The 20,101-nt window shown below is 39.3% G+C and carries 10 protein-coding genes; 7 read left to right on the forward strand and 3 right to left on the reverse strand.

Translation table 11 applies throughout. The annotated features are described in order from the left end of the window. Positions 1–103 precede the first annotated feature (103 nt). On the reverse strand, positions 104–463 hold the full coding sequence (locus F0365_RS15550; RefSeq protein WP_169934543.1) for a hypothetical protein: 360 nt from the start codon (positions 461–463) through the stop codon (positions 104–106). 81 nt (positions 464–544) lie between these two features. Between F0365_RS15550 and F0365_RS15555 the strand changes: the two genes are divergently transcribed. The 3 genes from F0365_RS15555 to F0365_RS15565 all read left to right on the forward strand — a co-directional run bounded on the left by F0365_RS15555 (position 545) and on the right by F0365_RS15565 (position 3,458). Continuing rightward, positions 545–709 carry a hypothetical protein gene (locus F0365_RS15555; RefSeq protein ID WP_169934544.1) on the forward strand — a complete coding sequence of 55 codons (165 nt, stop codon included), beginning with the start codon at positions 545–547 and terminating at the stop codon, positions 707–709. A 107-nt stretch (positions 710–816) separates the two neighbouring features. Further along, entirely contained in the window at positions 817–1,644 is an 828-nt protein-coding gene (locus F0365_RS15560) for an alpha/beta hydrolase (RefSeq protein ID WP_169934545.1), read from the forward strand. Between the two features lie 224 nt (positions 1,645–1,868). Beyond that, the gene (locus F0365_RS15565) at positions 1,869–3,458 is read left to right on the forward strand and encodes a protein adenylyltransferase SelO (RefSeq protein ID WP_169934546.1); all 1,590 of its coding nucleotides are present in this window, start codon (positions 1,869–1,871) and stop codon (positions 3,456–3,458) included. A 13-nt stretch (positions 3,459–3,471) separates the two neighbouring features. Here F0365_RS15565 and F0365_RS15570 read toward each other — a convergent pair whose 3' ends face one another. Beyond that, a complete protein-coding gene (locus F0365_RS15570) occupies positions 3,472–4,473 on the reverse strand; it encodes a PorP/SprF family type IX secretion system membrane protein (RefSeq protein ID WP_169934547.1) in 1,002 nt (333 codons plus the stop codon). 5 nt (positions 4,474–4,478) lie between these two features. Then, positions 4,479–14,951 carry a PKD domain-containing protein gene (locus tag F0365_RS15575; protein WP_169934548.1) on the reverse strand — a complete coding sequence of 3,491 codons (10,473 nt, stop codon included), beginning with the start codon at positions 14,949–14,951 and terminating at the stop codon, positions 4,479–4,481. Positions 14,952–15,354: 403 nt separating this feature from the next. Between F0365_RS15575 and F0365_RS16700 the strand changes: the two genes are divergently transcribed. From F0365_RS16700 to F0365_RS15590, 4 genes are all read left to right on the forward strand, one after another. After that, the gene (locus tag F0365_RS16700; protein WP_262889016.1) at positions 15,355–15,477 is read left to right on the forward strand and encodes a hypothetical protein; all 123 of its coding nucleotides are present in this window, start codon (positions 15,355–15,357) and stop codon (positions 15,475–15,477) included. Positions 15,478–15,836: 359 nt separating this feature from the next. Further along, positions 15,837–16,232 (forward strand): hypothetical protein, encoded by a 396-nt coding sequence (locus tag F0365_RS15580; RefSeq protein ID WP_169934549.1) that lies wholly within the window; start codon positions 15,837–15,839, stop codon positions 16,230–16,232. Positions 16,233–16,408: 176 nt separating this feature from the next. Beyond that, a complete protein-coding gene (locus tag F0365_RS15585) occupies positions 16,409–19,222 on the forward strand; it encodes a histidine kinase (RefSeq protein ID WP_169934550.1) in 2,814 nt (937 codons plus the stop codon). Then, positions 19,209–19,946 carry a LytR/AlgR family response regulator transcription factor gene (locus F0365_RS15590; RefSeq protein ID WP_169934551.1) on the forward strand — a complete coding sequence of 246 codons (738 nt, stop codon included), beginning with the start codon at positions 19,209–19,211 and terminating at the stop codon, positions 19,944–19,946. The genes F0365_RS15585 and F0365_RS15590 overlap by 14 nt, the downstream gene beginning before the upstream one ends. Positions 19,947–20,101 lie beyond the last annotated feature (155 nt).

A 20,101-nucleotide genomic window follows, 5' to 3' on the forward strand; every position in this document is an offset into this window, starting at 1 on the left:
CTAGTTAAGAGAAGCTTTCTGGGTTTTTAAATGGTACTTGTTCCACTTTCCTGGCTGCCGGAAGGCATGGTGCGAAAGCGGAGTTATTCAAAGCTTCCCAGCACTAATTTAATAAAGGCTTGTTTTCATGGATCTTAAAAGCTTGCTCTGCCCCCAAAAACCTAGTGTCTCCATGTTTCTCAGACCAAAACCCATCCAGCACATCTTTAGAAAGACATTTATAGACGACCACGCCTTTAAAGACCTGCCCCTGCTCCCCTAGGTAATTAAAGTTAATAACTAAAATCTGATCCTTAAAAAATCCAGTCCCTTTTTGAACCTGATCACCACTGATGTTCCATAAAGCGATAATCCTTCTATTTTTATCCATCGATAAGGTAAGTTTTCCTTTATAGCTGCTCTGTGCAGCGTCTTGATTATGACCTTTTATGCTGTAATCTCCAACCAGCTCCTCTAGTGTCATATGATTCTAATTTTTATACAAATGTAAGTCCTACCGCATTGAGGTGGATATACTTTATCTTTGTACCCTTATCAAACTATTATGGCTAAGCAGGGGAAAGAAAAAAATCTCAGAAACAAGAATAAGCATACCGAGCTTATCGAGCGCATCAAAAACAAAAAGCGCACCAAGAAAGAACTGCGCACCGAGCGTTTAAAGGCGATTACTAAAGCAGCTCAAGAAGCTGCCAAAAAAGAAAATTCCTAATTGATGAAGTAAATGAATCCACTCCTTTGTTTAAACGCTGCTATTTCATTGTAAATAATAGTCTTCTGCTCCTATATGGTGCAAATTTAGATTCAAAAACTTTGCTGATGTCTTTCAAGTATTTCCTTATTTTTATTTGTTTTGGTTGTATTCTTACGGGTTGTGCTGTAAAAAAATTCAAGAACTTAGAATATAATGCCCCTCAAGTAAAAGAAACTCCTGCACCTACCTTAAACATTTTTACCAAACGCAATCCAAAGGATTCGTTACAACCTGTATTAATTTTTGTTCATGGTGGATACTGGAACAGTGGTCGTAAAGAAATTTACAGTTACATAGGCCGCAACTTTGCACGTAATGAACTAACTGTAGTCATTCCTGATTACACTAAAAGTCCAGTGGCTAGCTATAAAGAAATGACAGAGCAAATTGCACAATCCATCAAATGGACGCAAGAAAACATTTCAGCCTATGGTGGCGATCCCAGTCAAATTTACATTACAGGACACAGTGCTGGGGGACATTTAAGTGCCCTCGCCGTAATGAATAAACAATATGCTGTGGCACCTAAAACTGTAAAAGGAATTATTTTAAACGATGCCGCAGGACTGGACATGTATTCCTACTTGCTAGAAAACAAGCCTACTGATAAATACAACTACATCAGTACCTGGACGCTGGATCCAGAAAACTGGAAAGCCGCTTCTCCCTATTACTTTATCGACGAGCAAACGCCTGAAATAAAAATCTATACGGGAACAAAAACCTATGCCTCCATTATAGCTGGTAATGAAAAGTTTGTTCAAGAACTTCAAAAATACCAGCCCAATGTTCAAATAGAATTTCTAAATAAAAAGCATATTCCCATGGTAACCCAGCTTTTCTTTCCTTGGAATGATCGCATTGATGACATCGTTGCTTTTATAAAGAAGTGATGTCAAGGTCAGTAGATTTCCTGATGTGCTCCTTTTAACATCATAGGTTAAAAACCAAAACACCTCCTTAAAAATCAGGTTCGATAACCCAATTTATTTAGGATAAATGCCTAGAAGTGACTCGATAGAAAAATGCTGTTCACCATGACAAGCTCAAAAAACCTAAGACGTCATCTCACGCCCGATAATTATAAGGACTGCCACCCATTCCCTACCTTTGCCATATGCGCAAACTACACATCGATAATAGTTTTACCAACTCTTTACCTAAAGATCCCGTAGCGGAAAATTACACCCGTCAGGTGACTAGCATCGCTTTTTCAAAAGCAGAACCATTGAAGTTTCCAAAGAGCAGTTTCATACATGTTTCCAAACTCGCAAAGGAACTCGGCTTTACCGAAGAAGAAATCTTGTCTGAAGAGTTTTTACAGCTGTTTACTGGACAACATTTGTATCCTCATACAGAACCCTATGCGATGGCTTATGCCGGACATCAATTTGGTAATTGGGCCGGACAGTTAGGCGATGGTCGGGCGATCAATTTGTTTGAGACCTTGCAAAATGAAAAGCGCTGGGCATTTCAATTAAAAGGCGCTGGCCCTACACCTTACTCACGTCGTGGCGATGGTCTTGCTGTGTTGCGATCCAGTATTAGAGAGCATCTTTGTAGTGAAGCCATGCATCATTTAGGCATTCCTACCACTAGATCGTTATCGCTGGCATTAAGTGGTGAAGAAGTATTGCGCGACGTCATGTACGACGGTCACCCCGATTATGAAAAAGGAGCCATCGTCTGTCGGGTAGCACCTAGTTTTATAAGATTTGGCAATTTTGAGTTGGCTGCCGCTCAAGGCGAAAACGAACTTCTCAAAAAACTTACCGATTATACGATTTCCACCTTTTTTACAGATATCAAAACCAGTGGTGCAGCAGCTTATTTACAATTCTTTCAAGAAGTAACAGATCGCACACTAGAAATGATCATGCACTGGCAGCGAGTAGGCTTTGTTCACGGCGTTATGAATACAGATAATATGTCTATTCTTGGACTGACCATAGATTATGGACCTTATGGCTGGTTAGAACCTTACGATCACGGCTGGACTCCTAATACCACAGACCGACAGCATAAAAGATACCGCTATGGCGCCCAACCAGAAATCGGGCTTTGGAATTTACTTCAATTGGCCAATGCCCTTTTTCCGTTGATAGAAGATGCTCCGGCACTTCAAAAAGTTCTAGATAGTTACAAGACCAATTATCAGGCTCAGTATTTAGATACCATGATGAATAAGATAGGTATTTATTACACGCACAAGGACGACCGTGATTTGCTGCAAGCACTGGAAGAAAACCTGCACCTTCACGAGACCGATATGACTATTTTCTATCGTGAATTGAGCAAAATCGATTCAAAAACAGCTATAACAGATGCTTTTAATATGATTTCAGTAGCATTTTACACGATTAATGATGTAGAGGAAACACATAAAAAGACCTGGCTGCAATGGTTAGAAACTTATTTAGAAAGGCTGGTGTTTGATATGGAACAAAATGATGGTGAGAACTCCGCTTTCGCGAAAGCAAGAATAGAAAAAATGAATGCTACAAATCCTAAATACGTCTTAAGAAACTACATCTCACAGCTCGTTATAGATGCAGCTGACCAAGGTGATTATGAATTACTTCGAGAGGTGTATTCCATGCTGCAAAAACCATACGACGAGCAGCCAAAATATGAAAAGTGGTACGCCTTAAGACCGGAATGGGCTCGTTCTAAAGTAGGTTGTAGTATGTTGAGCTGTAGCAGTTAGTTACATGATTTTACTAAATCCTTTTATACAAGGGACAACCAAAGCATCTGGCTTTTTGATCTACTGTAAAAATAACCGACAACTCATAAATACCGCCCGTACGTCCTAAGCCTGATACATTCACATCGTAAGAAACACCAAACTTGAAATTCTCATACTGAAGCCCGCCTAACAGGTTAACGGAGGTAATTAAATGTGAGTTTGCCGTATTGCGATTAGGATTAGTCGCAGCTATAGCTCCAAAGTAAAACAAATCAACAATAAATAGAGAACCGAAATCGAACCTGTTGTAATCCCCTTGTTGCATATAATTTCCGGTGATCATTAATTTTGTAGAGTAAGGTAAGAATGTTAAATTTAGATAGTCTGCTAGTTTCAATTCATAACCTACTGTTATAGCAGCCAAAGAATTAAGGGGTAAATTACCTCCTGGTACTAGAGAAATATTAGGCTTATTCAAATGTTTGAGCGATGCCCCTATCCAGAAATCTTCATTATTAAAAAGCAGCGATGCACTCACGTCCAAATAAGAAACCTGATCATTAGGATCTAAGTTATCTATAGAAATTGGATTGACGGTTTCATTAGTCAAGTCTATCTGATCTTCTAGAATAAGGTTATTGAAATTAAATGATTTGAACCCATAACCAACTTCCAGCCCTGGACGAAAATCCCACTCGTCTGTCAACTTTACTTTGTAGGCATAAGCCAGGTTGAACTGAGTCAGGCTAAAGTTAGTAAATCGTTCTCGCTGACTGAGCACATTTACTCCTACTCCACTATTCATCGAAGGAACCCAAGTATTAAAATTTGCGTAGTCACTATCAACCCTAAAATTAAGATCTGGCCATTGTGTTCTATGTAGCACTCCAGCTTTGGTTGTTTCTTGAAACCCAGTAAACCCAGAATTCAATGTTTCTGGAAACAGGTAATACTGCGTGAATATAGGATCTTGAGCTTGTACGGCGTTTATAAAACCTAACATACAAACAAAAATAATTAGTATACTTCTCATTATGCTTAATCTATTTTGATGAATGGTCCTTCGACAGTGATCGTTTCTCCGTAGAATGTTTTGGCTTTGAGTTTATAATAGTAATTCCCGTTTTCTGCTTCTCTGCCATTTATCAAACCATCCCATCCAGCGATAGTTTCTCCAGATTCACTAAAAATGAGGGAACCCCAAGTATCATAAATATCAAACTGCAAGTCTTCCAGACCTTCTTGTCGCGGTCTAAAGTTATCGTTCAGGTTATCTTCATTAGGCGTGAAGGCACTAGGCATGATCAATTTATATCCTTTGGAGATAAAAAGTGTGATGACAAAGGTCTTGACACATCCGTATTCATAGGTAACCGTTTGAATAATCGTATACTGACCAGCAGTCACATAACTATGTATTGGATTCTCTTCGGTGGAGAACGTACCATCTCCAAAATCCCATGATATGGAAATAGGAGATCCCGTAGCTGTATTAGTAAACTGTATAGGATCTTGAATAGCATACGCTCCATAGGTGGTAAAACCAATGGAATCACTTGAGAACCCTGGGTCTCCTATAGCTTGTAAGTCAACATCAAAGTTGTAGGTTTGAATACAACCTCTCGCATCAGTAGCAGTGAGTGTAATCAGACCGTTTTGATCTGTGGTCATAAATTCGTTATTTGCTCCAGAAACGGTACCGCTGGACCAGCTAAATGTAAATGGAGCGACTCCGCCAGAAACGGCTGCCGCAAAATCTTGAGAAACAGTATTTGTTTCACAATCTACATCGATGCTGTCGGTAACTGAAAGTTCAATAGGTGCAGGTCTCGTTATCGTAAAACTTCTATCCTCGTTACAACCGCGGCTGTCGGTTACAGTAACTAGATAATTACCTGATGTGATATTATCTAAATCCTCAGTGGTAGCTCCATTAGACCAGTTGTAAGTAAAAGGTGGAGTCCCTCCAGAAACGATTAAGTTGATGGCACCCGTATTTGCATCGTCACAATCTACAGCATCCGTAGTGTTTCCATCTACTACAAGTGGTAAAGGCTCTAAAATCGTAAAAGTTTCATTAATAAAACAAGGTGTTCCATCTTCTATAATAACAGAGTAGGTTCCTGGTGCTAGGTTATTTCTGTTGACACCAGCAGTGCTGCCATCACTCCATGTGAGCGTTAAGGGTTGCAAACCTCCTATTAAATTGAGCGCTATACTTCCGTCATTTGCTCCAGTACACGAAATATTAGTCACTACTGGACTAATATCAAAAATAGGCGCTTCAGGAACAAAAAACGTTACGGTCTTTGTACACCCCAAACGGTCTGTTACCGTGATGTCATAATTATCAGAACCCAAATTTGCCTGAAAGAAACCAGTGGCAAGATTGCTCCATGACGCTGTATAAGGCCCACCGTTTCCACCGCTAACACTAATGGTCATGGTGGCATCATCTGCTCCATAACAGGTGATAGGCGTTTGCATATCTGTAATAACCATATCGTCTGGTTGAAGAACCTCTAAACCTGTCAGTTCTTTTATTCCACCATTGGTATCTGTGATACGCACCCTGTATATTCCTGCTGATAAACCAGTAAATACTTGCGTAGGACCAAACATGTTGATGATGCTTCCTACCAAAGTTCCTGAACTATCAAAAATTTCAAATGTATAAGGTGGTACAGAATCTTGAATAATAACAATACCAAGTTCTCCATCAGAATCTCCAAAACAAACCAAGTCCACATGCGCACTTAAATCTTCCTCAAATAACAACTCTGGTGGTTGTGTTAAAGTAAAATTGAGAATTACTGGCGGACATACACCGTCATCAATAGCTACTGTATAATCTCCAGCTGCTACATTGTTGAGATCCTGAGTAGTCGCTGCAAAACCATTAGGACCCGTCCAGGAGTAAGAATACATACCAGACCCTCCGTTTACAGAAAGGTCTATCGCACCATCGGTACCTCCAAAGAAACTCACGTTAAAGCCGTTATAATCAGAGAATGTAGCACTTGTATTGATCTGTGGGTTAACGGTAATCGTATAAACAGCTGGAGGCCCTTCACAGCTAGAACCATTTGTGTTAAAAGTAGCGGTAGCGGTATAAGTGACTGTCAGCGGACTTGTAGTACTGTTTACAAGTGTTTGCACAGGAATAGTGTCTGCACCTGTTAAGGTAACACCGGAGATTCCAGCAGGTACATTTGCCATCCAGTTGTACGTAATATTTCCAGGTAAAGCAGAGGAGAGCGTCACCAAATCTGTTGCAAATTGATTACATAAAGTTTGGTCTGGAATACTAAAGTCTATTAGTGGAGTTGGGAAAACATCTATAGTTACAGTAAAATTATTTCCAGTACAAATTCCAGCAACAGGACTCAAAGCATAAACCACGGTTCCTACTTGAGTAGTCGTATTCGTTAAGTTTTGAGTAAAACTAGACTGTGGAGTAGCTTCTGAAGTGGCCCCGTTAACCACACCAGCTGGAGTATTGCTCAGAATTGTCCATGTGTATTCTGTAATAGCAGGAACAGTATTCATTCCTCCTTGATTAGCATCCATAGTAAATACATCTGACGTACAAACCACATAACTCTGATCTTGAATAACTGGAAACGGAGATATAATAACCGCTGCTGTATCAGAGACAATAAGTGGACAACCACCTGTTGTGAAAGTGATCTCACAGTAGTAGTACGTAGTCCCTGAAATCGTGTTCTGTGGTAGAAAAGAACTGGAGGTCTCTCCTGCAATAGGAGTTCCTCCAGTGGTACTGTCTAACACATTACTGAACCATTGATAGTTAGGAGTAGAGGTACCATTGCTAAAAGCTACATTCATTAAATTGACACTATCGCCTTCACACACATTACTATCGACAGGTTGAACCGTTACCAAAGGTGCTGGAACTACTTCCACCACACTGACATCACTAGTAACGTTACAGCCTAGACCGGTTTGGACAATTTCACAATAGTAATAAGAAATTCCTACCGTATTTGTAGGAGGAGTAAAGGTATCAGAAATCTCACCGGTGATTAGTGTTCCACCGCTATTAGAGTTGGAATTATTAGTATACCACTGGTAAGAATAAGTTCCTAATCCACCTGTTGCCACAACTACTAAATCACCTGAAGCAGCTCCTTGACATTGGGTTTGATTGGAAATAGGTTGGGAAGAAACAATCGGATCTTCTACTACTATAACCTCAGCTGCTGCACTGCTAATAGAACTACAGCCATTACCTGTAAAAGAAGCTGTAGCATAAAAATAATAGGTTCCTGCTGCAGTAAAAGCTGGAGGCGTATACGTATCCATAGTAGCACCAGAAATAAGGCTTCCTCCTGTATTTGAATTGACCGTGTTAGAATACCACTGATAAGAAGTCAATCCTGCCCCATCTTGAACAGCAACTGTCAACGGCATGATCGTTCCTCCAACACATAAATCTTGAGTTACTAAAGGGTCTGTGACTATGGTTGCTTCAGGAACCACTTCTACTCGAGCACTATTTGATACGATCGCTGAGCAACCCCCTTGAGAAAACATGATCTCACAATAATAGAAAAACTCCCCTAACACGTCAGATGGCGGCGTAAAGCTCGTGTTGGTCTCTCCTGCAATAGCAGTTCCTCCGCTAGCACTATTAGTGGTATTGCGATACCATTGATAACTAGCTGTTCCGGTTCCGTTAGAAAAGGCAACAATCAAGATGTCTGTACTTCCATTAATACAAAGCTCTTGATTTGTTATAGGCTGTATTGAAAATGATGGAGCAGGAACAATTTCGACACTAGCTACATCACTGGTAACATCACAACCTAATGCGGTCTGCATAATTTCACAGTAGTAATAAAAAACACCTGTGGTACTGGTGTCTGGAGTAAAACTTGTTCCATTTGCACCTGCTATCAAAGTTCCTCCAGTAGCAGAGTTTGAAGTGTTTTCATACCATTGATAACTAAATGTACCTATTCCATTTGCTGCAGCAACAATTAAGTCATCGGGAACAGCGCCTTGACAATGTGTCTGCGCAGGCAGCGGTTGCATGGTTATATCAGGATCAGGTCTAACGATGATTTCTGCAACATCACTTGTGGTTGATCCACAACCTATACCGTCAAGTGTTGCTACTACATAAAAATAAAAGGTTCCCGCTGTCGCGAAAGCAGCCGGAGTATAAGAATCTTGATCAGCACCAGCAATCAAGGTTCCACCAGATGCGGAATTGTTTGAATTGCTATACCATTGATACGTAATACCACCAGTTCCGTCTTGTACAGCAACCGTCAATGGCATAATAATACCTCCTTCACACAATTCTTGTGTCACTAGAGGTTGAGAAGAAATCGTAGGTAATGGTACTACCTCTACTCGAGCTGTTGTTGAAAAAAGAGAACTACAACCACCTTGAGAAAAGGTGATCTCACAATAATAGAAGGTTTCTCCTAAAGTGTCTGCAATAGGGTTATATGTACTAGAAGTAGCTCCCGTTATTAGAGTTCCCGTGGTAATATCATTAACACTGTTGCTGTACCATTGATAAGAAGGTGTTCCTGTTCCATTAGTATAAGCTAAGGTGAGAGGATCTGGCATACCGTTAATACAGACTGTTTGATCTATTATAGGTTGAGAGGTAATGATAGGTGCTTCCACTACAATAACTTCGGCAACATCACTAAGAGCATTACAACCTTCACCAGATTGTATTATTTCACAGTAATAAAAGACCGTTCCTACAGCTGCAGTAGGAGGTGTAAAAGTATCATTGGTCTCACCTACTATAGCTGTCCCCCCAGTATTTGAATTGACTGAGTTAGTGTACCATTGATAACTAAATGTGCCTATACCGTTTGCTGCAACCAGATTTAAGTCATTAGGAACTGCTCCTTGACAATGAGTTTGTGATGCAAGTGGTTGTGCCGTCACATCTGGATCAGGCACAACGTTTACTTCAGACACATCACTAGCGGTACTTCCGCATCCTATTCCATCTAAAGTAGCTACTGCGTAGAAATAAAAATTACCTGGCGTATTAAAAACAGGCGGTGTATAAGAGTCTAAAGTAGCTCCTGAAATTGCTGTACCACCGGTATTGGAGTTGGTCGTATTAGAGTACCATTGATAGGTTATACTTCCTGTCCCTCCTGCCACTGCTATACTTAACGACATGATCATCCCGCCTTCACAAATATCTTGTGTCACTGTAGGTTGTGTACTGATGGTTGGAAGTGGAAATATTACTACTTGTCCTGTATTTGTCAATATAGAGCTACATCCCCCTTGAGAGAACGTCAATTCACAATAATAAAAAACAGCTCCTGTTGGTGTATTAGGTGGTGTATAGGAGCTCATAGTAGCTCCTGAAATTATAGTTCCAGAAGACGTATCATCTACCGTATTGCTGTACCATTGATAACTTACGGTTCCCGTTCCATTGGTAAAAGCAACACTTAGCGGATTTACCGTCCCATTCAAACAGAGTTCTTGTAGTGGTTCAGGCTGTGTAGTAATCGTTGGTGCAGGAACTATTTCTACTCTAGACGTAGCACTCACCACCTCACAACCAGCCACGTCTTGTGTAATTACACAATAATAATAGGTTATTCCCACAGCTGTTGTAGGTGGAACATAGGTTGCGGTAGTAGCTCCTGCAATTGCAGTACCACCTGTGTTCGTATTGGCTGTGTTGGAATACCATTGGTAACTGATGGTTCCCAATCCATTGGCTATGCTTAGCGTAAGATCATTTGGAGTGGCTCCTTGACAGTGTGTTTGATCTGCAAGAGGTTGCGCTGTCACATCTGGATCAGGGACAACGTTTACCTCAGCTACTTGACTAGAAACAGCATTACAACCTATTCCATCTAGAGTAGCTATTGCATAGAAATAAAAATTACCCGGCGTATTAAAAACAGGCGGCGTATAAGAGTCTAAAGTAGCTCCTGAGATGGCAGTACCACCAGTATTGGAATTGGTTGTATTAGAATACCATTGATAGGTTATAGTTCCTGTTCCTCCTGTCACTGCTGTACTTAACGGCATGATCATCCCGCCTTCACAAATATCTTGAGTCATCAGAGGCTGTGTAACGATCGTTGGTTGTGGGTACACCTCTACTCTTGCTGTATTAGAAAAAATAGAACTACATCCACCTTGTGAAAAAAGTAATTCGCAATAATAGAACAACTCGCCTACAGGGCTACTAGGTGGTGTATAGGAACTATTAGTTGCACCGCTAATAGGTGTTCCTCCTGTAATACTATTTGAAGAATTGCTATACCATTGGTAGGTTGCTGTACCTGCACCGTTCGTAAAGGAAACTGTTAAAGCTGTTAAGCTCCCATTAATACAAATTTCTTGATTCGGATTTGGTTGTGTTGTAATACTAGGTGATGGAACAATTTCAACAGTTGATATATTACTAGTCACCTCACATCCAGAAGCTGCTTGAGCAACCACACAATAGTAGTAAACTGTTCCAACAGTGCTGGTAGGAGGACTATAAGTAGCAGACGAAGCTCCTGCGATAAGAGATCCTCCTGTATTAGATGCGGTATTATTGGAATACCATTGATACATTAAAGCACCTATTCCGCCTGTAGCAGCTACGACCAAATCATCTGCTGCTGCATTTTGACATTGAGTTTGAGAAGTTGGAGGCTGAGAAGTAATAATAGGGTCATCAATGACAGTAATAGTCGCTACATCACTAACGGTGGAGCCACAGCCTGTACCATCAAAAATGGCTTCTGCATAGAAATAATAAACTCCAGAAGTGTTAAAAACTGGTGGCGTATAAGAAAGCTGATTAGCTCCAGCTATAGCGGTCCCACCACTTGTATTGGAATTTGTTGTATTGCTATACCACTGATAAGTAGCATTTCCAAAACCTCCAGAAGTTGAAAAGCTTAGCGCTTGATTTGTTCCTCCCTCACAAATGTCTTGAGTAGTAATGGGGTTTGTTGAAATTATAGGCAACGGATGTACTTCAACCCGAGCCGTGTTAGAGAAGATAGAACTACAACCTCCTTGCGAAAAGGTAATCTCGCAATAGTAAAACAGCTCTCCCAAGGCATCTGTTGGAGGTAAATAATTATCAGTTGTTGCTCCTGCAATCAAACTACCACCAATAGTGGCGTTTGTAGTATTACTGTACCATTGATAACTAGCTGTACCCGCTCCATTTGTAAAGGCTACTTGAAGTAGCTGAGCATTGTTTGTCGTATTAGCATCGAGACAGACATCTTGGCCAGGTATGGGTTGAGAGGTTATTATGGGTGCTGCCACTATGATAACCTCAGCCGTATCACTTGTAGTTTCACAACCTGAAACGTTTTGAGTAATCACACAAAAATAATATAAGGTACCTATAGTGGTGCTAGGCGGCGTAAAACTGGCATTAGTTTGTCCTGCTAATAGGGAACCTCCTGTATTGGAATTGGTCGTATTGGAAAACCACTGATAACTTGGAGTCCCCAATCCGTTAGCAACAGCAACGGTTAGTGTGGTAGCATTAGCTCCTTGACATTGGGTTTGGGTAAGTAATGGTTGTGTTGTTACCACAGGATCTGCTATAACATTAATAGTCGCTACATTAGAAGCAACACCTCCACAACCAGTCCCATCATAGGTAGCGACCGCGTAATAATAGAATGTTCCGACAGTTGGAAAAGTTGGTGGTGTGTAAGTAGCTTGTGTAGCCCCAGGTAGGGAAGTTCCTCCTGTATTAGCATTAGAAGTGTTTGAAAACCATTGATAAGAAAGGTTGCCTGTCCCACCAGTAGCTTGTACATTTAAATCGACAGCATTTCCACCTTCGCAAATATCTTGACTGTTAATAGGATCTGTTATGGTCGGTAATGGTGAAATAGAAACTCTGGCGGTGTTGGTAAGAATTGATGTACAACCACCCGAAGAAAAGGTAATTTCACAATAATAAAAAACGGTACCCACCACAGTATTATTTGGTGTAAATGACACCGAAGTCGCTCCTGCAATTGCATTGCCGCTAGTAGTATTATCATTTGCATTACGGTACCATTGAAACGTGGGTGTTCCTACGACATTTGCAATGCTAAAAGTAAGCGGATTTAAAACCCCACCGGTACAAATTTCTTGAGGAGTTAAGGGTTGGTTAGAAACGATGGGAGCTGGGACTACATCAAAACTTATGGAATCGGTACATCCATTGTTGTCTGTAAAAGTAATAGTAGCATTTCCCGCGTTTCCACCCGTAACAAGACCGCTTGAATTAACAGTAGCTACCGAAGAGTTGGAAGATGTCCAGTTGCTACCTGTAGTACTCGCAGTCAACTGTGATGTTTGACCCGCGCAAGCGGTCAGTTCACCTGTAATTTCTGGTTCTGGAAAGATTTCAAATGTTTGATTTAATGCAGTAACAGGACCACATTCATTAGTCACTACAAGAGAAACCGTATAAATTCCAGGAGTTGAATAGGTAATATTTGTTGGGTTTGCTTGGGAAGAAGTCGCTGGAGAACCATTTGGAAAACTCCATGCATAAGTAACATTATTAGAGTTAGGTGCGCACGGATCCACCACAGCGGTAGGAGAAATGGTGTTATTTGTGCCGTTTTGACAAAAGTCTGCGATGTTGTTGATGCTGGCTGTAGGAGGCTTTTTAACAATTATATCTTGAGGTACCGACATTACCGTACCACAGCTGCTTCCAGAAATTGTAGCTTGCACCGTATAAATACCCGGTGTTACAAAGTTAAATTGAGGTGCTTCAGAAGTAGCACTCGTCCCCGCAACATAACTCCAATTCTCTGGAGCCATTCCACAATACGCATCTTGGTAGGCGACATCCCAAGAATAACTTAAAGGGCTGCAATTAAAAGTGAGGTCGGTATTGTTGGTTGTCGTTACATTTAAAGGCGTACAACCTTCTACAGTACTGAAGGCAAAGTCAGGAGTTAAAGGTTCTTCTATACATATTTGTTGTGTGAACATATCGTTACCACAAGTAGCTCCTACCAGGGATAAGGTTACTGTGTAGGTTCCGGGAGCTGTATAGGTATGCATGCCATTTACAGGGAAGTTTGAAAGTTCGGTAGACGTACTGCCATCTCCGTAATCCCAATTGTATCTTATTTGAGTGGAACAATCGTTACCAAAACCAGTTTCTGAATTATTAAAAAAAGTAACTGCTGTATTGATACATTCCACCTCTGGGGCGGCAAAAGCTGCAGTCGCCTCTTCTAAAATTCTAATATTACCTACAGATCCCGGGGTGTTACCACAGGCATTTGTGATGTTTATGGTAACGTCATAAGTAGATGGACAACTCGTCTCTGTATATTCATGCGGAACAGGAAAAGGGTCTGTTAAGTTGGACGATGCAGATATGAGCTGCTGCTGTGTATAAGTAGCCGTTCCTCCATCACCATAATCAATATCATAAACAGTGTCCAGAGAATTCCCTCCCCAACCATTAATAGTAAAAGCAATAGCTCCAGTAGGAATACATAAATTTTGTGTTCCTCCTGGACTACTTATCCCTCCACTCGGATTTGAAATATTGCGTACTTGAAAAGTCTTACTAGGATCACAACCATTTGTCAAAGTCGATTGTGCAGAAACAACCATTGTAAACACCCCATTATTCACATAGTTGTGCATTACTGGAAAGCTAACTGATGTTGCAAGAGGAGAGCCGTCACCCCAATCGATGGTATAAGAGTTTGGGTCTACATTTGCGGGAGCGCCACCTTGACTTAAGGTTATCGTATAAGGCATACCATTACCTGCATTGCCACAATTATTAAAATCGTCACCTGCTGCAGTCGGATCAAAAAGATTGAGATCTGGCTCTGCTTGAATCGTAACTGATCTCGTTGTGGTGTTGGAACATCCATTTGATGAAGTCACCGTCAAGCTAACTGTGAAGGTCTGTGAAGCGGCTCCTAAAACTTCATAAATAAAACTGGGATTCTGTAATGTCGAGGTGGAATTATTTGAATCTCCAAACTCCCATTCATAACTCAATGTACCACTACCAGAAGAAGAATTATTGAAATTTATAGCTTCTCCAGAACACTGATTGTTATTGACGACATTAAAATTAGGATTTATATTGTTGGAAGATACCTCTACAGTTGCGGTCTCTCCGCTAATGCTTGTAGGACTTCTAGATATAAAGTCTTCTACAGTTAATAAGGTATACACATTGGACCCGACCGTATTTGTAGGCACCATGATAGTGACCGAATCATTGGTCCCTGTTGTAGAAACAGTTTGAACTGCTCCGGTTCCCAATCTATAAGTAAAGGTATATGGCCTAGCCCCATTACTTCCTGTAAAGGTGATTGGAACCATTCCTGAGTTTAAACACACTTGAACAGAACCAGATATAGCAGCCGAAGGAACAAACATAGTTTCTATCAGTCGCTCACCGTCTTTAGAGAAACTAAATGAAGAACTAGGTATCAGGCAAATGAATGCACTCCATAACAGCAGGAAATAGTATTTTTTAATCATGGTCAAATGTTTTAATTCTAAACAAAACATTTGATCAAAAACGCATCATTCAGAGCCTTGGATGGACCCGCAATCATTTGATATAGAGGTGCACAAACAAAGAAAAAATATAAAAGCAGACAATTTATTCCTTTTATTTTTTTTTATGATCATTGAAGATTGATTTTTTGAAAATATACCCTTTAGAGGGTAGATGAATAAAAGCCTATTTATTACCATGATTCTCTTTCGCTAAAGCGATCTAAGTCATTCATTTAAAACACACTAGCCCAATTATAAATACATTCCAAATCTGTATTTTATGCATCTCATCAAATTATGCATTACAGCGACCAAAATGCGCTGTTAAACGATAATCACTTAAAATACCTGCAAATAAAACCATAGAAGATAGCTGATTTAGATGAATCATTTTTTAAAAAACGATTCCATTGATCGTGTAAAAACAGAAAACATAGGAGTCGCCTATTTTAAGTTTTCTAAACTGTTGAAAGTAGCCTATCGTTTACCACGTATTCCTAAATAAGCTGCAAGACTTCATCTTTAAAATACAAATGCGCATCAGCCACTTTTGTAATTGCAACAATTCAAAAAGAGCAAATCCTTTTGTAATACCTATGAATTGGGATTCCGCTTTCGCGAAAGCGAAACAATTCCTTCCATCCATTCATTTAAAAGATTCTAGCTCATTTATAAACCTATCCCAAGGAAGTGTTTTTTTTATCTGATCAACTTAAGCGTTCAAGCGACCAAAACGCACATTTGAACGATGCCTATTTAGATAACCTTAACAAAGCACCATATTAGATAGATAATTTAGGGTTAGCCACTTTATTAAAACTCCGTACCACTGGTGATTTAAACAAGCCCTAAGAAGATTCAATTATGGATAAGAATTCTATAGGATTTCTAAACCTGTTGATCTTCTTTTTGTTTTGCGGAGTTTTAAGCGCTACTCAAGAAGAGGATAAAGAAAAATCGCCAGTACAACTGAGTGGTAGTATTGGATTTTATGATGACTTTTACTCTTTTTCTCAAGAAAATTATTCCGACTTCAGAGCTCGTTATACTGATAACCTTTTAAAACTTAATGCTCCAATGAGTTTGAAATTAGGGAAACACTTTAGTACCCCTATCTGTATGAATGTAACCCATCAAAGAGTACTATATAATTTACCTGGTGCACCAAAAGGAAGCGCTTTAGATTACCTTCAAAATCCAGCTAATAATATCAGTGTCAACCTAAAGTACAAATGGGGACAAGCCTTACTTAAGATCTAAGAAAAATAAAAAAGGTCAACTCGTTCAGCAAGGCAGGTCTTTGGAGTTAAGCTTTCGCGCCATGCCTGCCGGCAGAAGGGAAAGCAGAAACAAAAACGATACCTATGCCATAAAAGTATTTACAAAAGATGGTGGGCAGTCTAAGCTAAGTAAAGAAATAGTCGTAAAATAGTGTCATGATTAAAAAATATGTGGTCTTCTTGTTCTTTATCTGGACTTTATCAAGTCCAGCACAGGAATACACCAACTATTCTGAAAAAGATGGATTGCCTAGTAATAATGTGTACAAGGTTACACAAGATATAAACGGCTTTATATGGATGGCCACAAATGAAGGCGTTGTAAAATTTAACGGTAGCGAATTCAAAATTTTCACTACTAAAGATGGTTTACCTACTAACGATGTTTGGAATCTATTCCCTGCTCGTGATGGTAAAATGTGGTACGGTGCAAAGAGCAAAAGTATGGGGTATATTTTTGAGGATAAAGTGTACAACTTCCCTTCGGCAAATGATCAAATCATGAGCGCTACAAATGCAAGTTTTGATGGTGACGAGATACTTGCCATAGGCTCCACAAATGCCTATCAGCTAAAAGGTGACCTTTGGCAAATTGTTAGCCTGCGTCCCTCCTACGATTTTTCTGTTCCTTTATTAGGTGACAAATTTAAATCTATCAATGAAAACGCTGAAGAAAATTTTATTCTTACCGATAAAAATAATAAAACCTATACATTAAAAGGTTCTAACATATTACACAATAATTACCATCGAGGTCAGCTTACCGATAGCCTTTATTTTACGTTCAAAGAATATTTCTACAACTTATTGAATTTAAATTCAAAAGAAATAAAAAGCTTTCGTTATGAAGATGAACTGGGTGTGCAGAGGCTGGAGCGGGCAAGGATGAATTTGGTAAATGACCAGATTCAAATTACAGGGGACCATGTTGTGGGCATTTTAGATAGCGATTTGAGCATTAAAACAGCCTATCATATACCTTCCTTTATCGCCTCACACAATTCCTTTATTGATAAAGAAAACAACATATGGGCTGCCACTTTCTCCAACGGAGTTTACAAATACAATGTCAATGACCTAGATATCAAAAAAGAATATTCCAATTATCAAATCAATGATATTAAAAACATAAATGGGACTACCTACGCGATTATAAACGATCAAGGATTCTACAGCTATGATAAAGCAAAAAATGAATTTATCCTTGATTTAAAGAAAACTGATTATTTATACGATCTTACCTATATACAAGAAACGGACACTAAGTATTACATGAGTAACTACGACATCCAAACAGTTCATAAAAATCAAAAAACAGGTATCACCTTTCCACTTAAAAATGAGCTGGCACGCTCGCTCGTCTATTTTAATGATTTGTTATACGGTTACAATACCATTGGGGTTAGTTCCATAAATCCTAAAAATCTTGATTTTATAAAAGCATTTCCGCAACCTGGAACCCGATGTTTAAGTGTTTTTAAACAGCAGCTCATCATAGGAACCTCTACAGGTTTAAAAAGACTTGTAGATGGAAAAATTGAAGACCTAAATACTATTCACAAAGAATTTTCATATCCCGTAAATGGAATCACTATCATTAGTAATGATCAAATTTTACTTACTACAGACGGCTATGGAGCGTACCTTACTGATTTAACAAACATCCACCTTTTAGAGAAAAGTGAGTTTCTCTCTTGTGATCACGCTTTTTTTGAAAATCAAGAACTGTACTTACCTACTAATAACGGGGTCTATCAGTACACCTATGCTAATGAGTCCTTTCAACTCCAGCGTACTTGGAATAGAAGCAACGGATTGCCAACTAATAAAATTAATGGGGTAGAAAAAGTAGGTGATGTTTTGTTAGTCGCTACGAACCAAGGCATCATTCACCTGCCTATAGACTATAAAGTAACCTCAAGCCTGGTAAATATATTTATAGAAGAAGCGGTCTATAATGGACAGGCGGTATGCGCTGGACAAGGTGAGCTCTATTCCAGAAGTAATACCTTGAGTTTTACAGTCAACTCTATTGATTATAGACCCTATTCAAAACTTTCTTATCAATTCAAACTCTCTCCTAGTCAAAAAGAATGGACCACCACAACTTCAAAAAACATTACTTTTTCTGATTTAAGTCCAGAAGAATACCAGCTAGAAATAAGAAGTGGCGATCTGATAAAATCATTTGATTTCAAAGTACTTCCTCGATGGTATCAAAGTTGGATCTTTTATATCGCATTACTGCTTCTGTTAGTGGCGCTCATTATTTATATTACTAAATATCTGGCAGGAAAATCAGAGATCAAACGCAATGAAGAGCTGTTGCGTTCTAAAGAATTATCTGAGCTGCAATTAAAAGCACTGCGCTCGCAAATGAATCCGCATTTTGTTTTTAATTCTCTAACGGCCATTCAGTACTATATTAATGAGAATGATTTTGAAACATCAGACAGGTATTTGGTAAAGTTTTCTCGATTGATCAGAGAGTTTTTTGAACTTTCTAAAGAACAATTGGTAAGTGTCAATAGAGAAATACAGTTGTTGAGTAATTACCTAGCTTTGGAGCAATTGCGCTTTAAAGGGAAACTCAACTATATTTTTGAAATAGATCCAGAACTCGATAGAACAGATCAATTGCCTAGTATGTTGCTACAACCTATTGTAGAAAACGCAGTGAATCATGGCGTTTTCAATAAAGAATCCACAGGAACTGTCCTCATAAAATTCCAACGTATCAGCAAGGAAAAGATTCAAATAAGTATTCAAGACGACGGTAAAGGTTATGAAAACAGCAAGGAAGACGACCGGTTCAAATCTACTTCTGTACTGGAAGACCGGTTGAAATATTTAAGAGAATCTGGGGTATGGGAAATAAACGTAGAACGCAAGGATGCCTTTCCAGATAAGAAAGACAAAGGGCATAAAGTTTCCTTCTTGCTTAAAAGACTGACAGATGAAAAAATATAAAGCGATACTGGTAGATGACGAATTTTCGGCATTGCAAAACCTACATAAAAAAGTGCTTAAAGTAGGAAATCAAATAGAGGTCATAGCCACCTTTCAAGATCCTAAAAAAGCAATAGCTGCCATCGTAGAACATACCCCAGACCTTTTGTTTTTAGATATTCAAATGCCCGGAATGACGGGCTTTGAACTGCTACAACAGCTGACTCATTTAAGTGCACAAGTGATTTTTTCAACGGCTTATAATGAATACGCTTTGGAGGCTTTAAAAAATAATGCGGTAGATTATGTATTGAAACCCGTGGATAACGAAGAGCTTAAAAGAGCTATAGATAAAGCCATTACAAATATTGAAAAAGAAGCTACCGATTCTAATGCAAATCTAGTAGCATTGCTCAACAAAATTATAGATCGGGATCACAAGTTAAAAGTGCCGACTCAAAAAGGAATCTCTTTTATACCTCAAGAAGAGGTCATCCATTTAGAAGGTTATGAAGGCTATACAAAAATTCATTTAGTCGATGGTAAAACCTTAATCAGCTCCTACAGCTTAGGAAAGTTTAGCGACTACTTAGACGACTATTTTTTCAAGTGTCATAAATCGCATATAGTTAATATTAAAGCCGTAAGAGCCTTCGAAAATGAAGGTTATGTGGTTATAGGAGAAGATTACCGAGTACCCATTACCAAGACGTATAAACAGGCTTTTCTGGATTTATTTAGTTAGTGCGTCAGGCTTTCAATTCAACAAGCTCGACGCATCGCGAAAAAGCAGAACTCTATACCTACTATACCTAACAGTTACAAATCTTAAGATCCTACCAAGTACGAATTAAAATAGACTTAAAATGATTTGAATATTGGACTAGTTCTAGTCTGCTT

It is taken from the genome of Nonlabens sp. Ci31, from assembly GCF_012974865.1.
Lineage (GTDB): Bacteria > Bacteroidota > Bacteroidia > Flavobacteriales > Flavobacteriaceae > Nonlabens.

Excerpts from the sequence above, each read along its gene's own strand:
- F0365_RS15550 (WP_169934543.1), bottom strand. The coding sequence starts at position 463 with ATGACACTAGAGGAGCTGGTTGGAGATTACAGCATAAAAGGTCATAAT.
- F0365_RS15555 (WP_169934544.1), top strand. The coding sequence starts at position 545 with ATGGCTAAGCAGGGGAAAGAAAAAAATCTCAGAAACAAGAATAAGCAT.
- F0365_RS15560 (WP_169934545.1), top strand. The coding sequence starts at position 817 with ATGTCTTTCAAGTATTTCCTTATTTTTATTTGTTTTGGTTGTATTCTT.
- F0365_RS15565 (WP_169934546.1), top strand. The coding sequence starts at position 1,869 with ATGCGCAAACTACACATCGATAATAGTTTTACCAACTCTTTACCTAAA.
- F0365_RS15570 (WP_169934547.1), bottom strand. The coding sequence starts at position 4,473 with ATGAGAAGTATACTAATTATTTTTGTTTGTATGTTAGGTTTTATAAAC.
- F0365_RS15575 (WP_169934548.1), bottom strand. The coding sequence starts at position 14,951 with ATGATTAAAAAATACTATTTCCTGCTGTTATGGAGTGCATTCATTTGC.
- F0365_RS16700 (WP_262889016.1), top strand. The coding sequence starts at position 15,355 with ATGAATCATTTTTTAAAAAACGATTCCATTGATCGTGTAAAAACAGAA.
- F0365_RS15580 (WP_169934549.1), top strand. The coding sequence starts at position 15,837 with ATGGATAAGAATTCTATAGGATTTCTAAACCTGTTGATCTTCTTTTTG.
- F0365_RS15585 (WP_169934550.1), top strand. The coding sequence starts at position 16,409 with ATGATTAAAAAATATGTGGTCTTCTTGTTCTTTATCTGGACTTTATCA.
- F0365_RS15590 (WP_169934551.1), top strand. The coding sequence starts at position 19,209 with ATGAAAAAATATAAAGCGATACTGGTAGATGACGAATTTTCGGCATTG.